A 3,694-nucleotide genomic window follows, 5' to 3' on the forward strand; every position below is an offset into this window, starting at 1 on the left:
CTGCGCCTGCGACAACCAGATCAAATCACTCATGACGACGCCTCCATGCGCCGCCAGTGAATCAGACCAACCCCGCCTTGGGAATCATTTCAATGGGTCCTGAGCCTAGGACGCCGGGCTCCGACGGCGTTCACAGGAAATGCCGGGTGAACGACGGTCAGTTGAGGGCCCCCTCTTGCCCTGTGCGGGGAATGGGCTGATCTCACCCTATGCTTAGGGAAGAGCACTACACCGCCTCGTCGCTGGATTCGCTCGAGGGCGTTCCAGATCCGGTCGAGGCGCCCGTCACACGGGCCAGTCTGCTGACCACGGCCCGCAAACTGGCGCCTGGCCTGTCGATCGTTGTGCTGGTCTCGATGGCCGCCGCCTGGCTGGCCGATCACTACACGGTCCCGATCCTGCTGTTCGCCCTGTTGCTGGGCATGGCGATGAATTTCCTTCGTGCCGACGCCAGCTATCGGCCCGGCCTGGATTTCGCCACCCGCCAATTGCTGCGGCTGGGCGTGGCCCTGCTGGGCGCGAGGATCACAGCCGATCAGGTGCTGTCGCTGGGCGGCAATGTGGTGCTGGTGGTGACGCTGGGCGTCGCCCTGACCATAACCGCGGGCTGGCTACTGTCCCGCCTACTCAAACTCCGGCCCGAGTTCGGCGTGCTGACCGCCGGCGCGGTGGCGATCTGCGGCGCCTCGGCGGCGCTGGCGATATCGTCGGTCCTGCCCCCCTCGCCCACCCGCGAGCGCGACACCCTGCTGACCGTGGTGGGTGTCACCGCCCTGTCGACGGTGGCCATGGTGACCTATCCGGTGCTGGCGGCGGCTCTTGGGTTGTCCGAACAACAGACGGGCCTGCTGCTGGGCGCCACCATTCACGACGTGGCCCAGGTGGTGGGCGCCGGCTACGGCGTCTCCAAAGAGGTCGGCGATACCGCCACCATCGTCAAGCTGTTCCGCGTGGCCCTACTGCTGCCGGTGATCGTCATCGTGGCCCTGATGTTCCGGGCAAGTTCCGAAACCAAAACAAGCTGGCGCACCGCGCCGCTGGTCCCCGGGTTCCTACTGGGCTTCATCGCTCTGGTGGCGATCAACTCCACGGGCATGGTCCCGAAGGAACTGCCCGCCGCGGCCGGCGAGGTTTCCCGCTGGCTGCTGGTGGCCGCCATCGCCGCCGTCGGCGTCAAGACCTCGCTGGGCGACATGTTCAAGGTGGGCTGGAACTCGCTGGCGATCATCGTGCTGGAGACGCTGGTGATCCTGGCCTTCGCCCTCACCGCCATCCAGCTGATGTAAGCCTTCAGCCGGCGGCGGCGGCGTCCAGCTTGTCCTGGGTGCGCAGGTCGAAATCCGAGGCGTCGTGGCGCTCGCGCAGCTGGCTGGAGGGATCACCCTGGGCGCGGTTGACCATGCGGCCGCGCTTGACGGCGGACCGCTCAGCGATCTGGTCGGTCCAGCGGATGACGTTCTTGTACTCGGCCACCTGCAGGAACTCGCCGGCCTCATAGACCACGCCCTTCACCAGCGCGCCGTACCAAGGCCAGACGGCCATGTCGGCGATGGTATAGTCGGCGCCACCCAGATACTCGCTCTCGGCCAGACGGCGATCCAGCACGTCCAGCTGGCGCTTCACCTCCATGGCGTAGCGGTCGATGGCGTATTCGATCTTGATGGGCGCATAGGCGTAGAAGTGGCCGAACCCGCCGCCGAGGAACGGCGCCGAGCCCATCTGCCACATCAGCCAGGACAGGCACTCGGCCCGCGCCGCCGGCTCGGTGGGCAGGAACTCGCCGAACTTCTCGGCCAGGTGGATCAGGATCGCGCCGGATTCAAACACCCGGATCGGCGTGGCGCTGCTGCGGTCCAGCAAGGCCGGGATCTTGGAATTGGGATTGATGTCGACGAAACCCGAGCCGAACTGATCTCCCGCGCCGATATTGATCAGCCAGGCGTCGTACTCGGCGCCCGAATGCCCCAGCGCCAGCAGCTCCTCCAGCATCACCGTCACCTTCACGCCATTGGGCGTGCCCAGGGAATAGAGCTGCATCGGATGCTTGCCGACGGGCAGCACGTGCTCCTTGGTCGGACCGGCGATCGGCCGGTTGATGGCGGCGAACCGGCCCCCGCTTTCCTTGTTCCAGGTCCAGACGGCGGGCGGAGTGTAGGTGGCGTCGCTCATGGGGGCTCCAGACGTTTCCAGGGGGCGCGCGTTGGACCTGCGCTCAGGCTTATCTGGGTGGCATGAACAGTGGTTGCGAGTCGAGTGTGAAGCGCGGTCGGCTAACCACCCGCCGCCACGATCGCCGCCGCCTGATCCTGGACGCGCTTCACTGCCCGCGCCACGTCCAGCACCTGATCCGGCTCGCCCAGCAGCAGGCGGTGTTGCAGCCAGACCGTCGAGCGGGCTGCATGTTCGGCGACGGGCAAGCGCAGGCTGGCATAGTCGATCTTCGGCGCCGATGCGCGCAGGCGAGGCCCGAAGTCGCCGCGCTTGAACACCTCCAGCTCATTCAGGCTGGGATAGGAGACGCCCATGGGCACACCCTCCGCCCCCAGCGCCTTTTCGAACAGGCGCAGGTCCATCCCGGCAAAGGCGGCCTGATCATAGTGGAAGACATAGCAATAGTTGCCCTGGCTGTTCATCCGGGGGTCGCGAAACTGGGGGCGAATGCCCTCGATCCGCGAGAGCGCCTCGCCCAGCGCCACGGCATTCTGATTACGTCTGCGGTTCTGCTCGGGGAACCGTTCAAGCTGGACGGCCAGCACCGCGCCCTGCCACTCGGTCATGCGCAGGTTCGCTCCGTAGCGGACGTGGTGGTAAAACCATTCGCCCTCCACCCGGCCGCAGTTGGCGTAGCTGCGGGCCAGGTCGCGCAACCGGTCATCGTTGCAGGTCAGCACCCCGCCCTCGCCGGCGGTCATCAGCTTTGACGACTGCATGGAGAAGCTGCCGAAACTGCCCCAGGAGCCGACCCCGCGCCCCCGCCAGAAGGTGCCGTGGGCGTGGGCGCAGTCCTCGATCAGGTGAAGGCCACGGCGCGCGCAGAGCGCAGTGAGCGCGTCGAGATCGGCCGCCGCGCCGGCCACATGCACCACCATGATGGCCCGGGTGCGCTCCGTGATGGCGGCCTCTGCGGCAGCGGCGTCGAGGCAGAGGGTCTCGGGATCAACATCCACCAGCACCGGCGTGGCGTTGACCGCCAGCACCGCGCCAGCGGACGCCACGAAGGTTATCCCGGGCACGATGACCTCGTCGCCCTCGCCGACGTCGCAGGCCGCCAGAGCTGTCTCCAGGGTATGGGTGCCGTTGGTCATGGCCAGGCCATGTTTTGCGCCGTGGTAGGCAGCGAAGTCGCTGGCGAAGCGCGCCGCCCTTTCCCCGTCGCCATCCCACCAGCCGCCGCTGTCCAGGGTAGCGGACAGGGCCTCGCGCTCTCGGTCGTCCCAGATCGGCCAACGGGGGAAAGGCGCTGCAATGAGCGGTTGTCCGCCAAGAATCGCGACGCGGTTATCAGAGGTCATTCGTATGGCTCCGGCTCATGCGGCCACGGGTCGACGCGGCAACGCGCAGACCGCTTGCCAGGCGGCGTCAACCTGATCCGGCGTCACCGGGGCCAGATCCGCCACGGATATGTCGAGGGACTCCGCGCGGGCATAGGCCGCCAGTCCGGTCAGGGCGGCGCGGAACTGTTGCTCGGTGATCC

General features: G+C 67.2%; 3 protein-coding genes. 1 reads left to right on the forward strand and 2 read right to left on the reverse strand.

Annotation, left to right across the window (positions count from 1 at the left end; all coding sequences use genetic code 11):
- Positions 1-209: 209 nt before the first annotated feature.
- Positions 210-1,286, forward strand: coding sequence for a YeiH family protein (locus ACIQ3B_RS18280; RefSeq protein ID WP_397405131.1), 1,077 nt, complete (start codon positions 210-212; stop codon positions 1,284-1,286).
- A gap of 4 nt (positions 1,287-1,290) precedes the next feature.
- Here ACIQ3B_RS18280 and yghU read toward each other — a convergent pair whose 3' ends face one another.
- Entirely contained in the window at positions 1,291-2,169 is an 879-nt protein-coding gene (gene yghU / locus ACIQ3B_RS18285; RefSeq protein WP_397405133.1) for a glutathione-dependent disulfide-bond oxidoreductase, read from the reverse strand.
- 101 nt (positions 2,170-2,270) lie between these two features.
- Positions 2,271-3,512, reverse strand: a complete 1,242-nt coding sequence (locus ACIQ3B_RS18290; protein WP_397405135.1) for a DegT/DnrJ/EryC1/StrS family aminotransferase — start codon at positions 3,510-3,512, stop codon at positions 2,271-2,273.
- Positions 3,513-3,694: the final 182 nt, after the last annotated feature.

Origin of the sequence: Phenylobacterium sp. (assembly GCF_044358365.1) — a bacterium.
Lineage (GTDB): Bacteria > Pseudomonadota > Alphaproteobacteria > Caulobacterales > Caulobacteraceae > Phenylobacterium.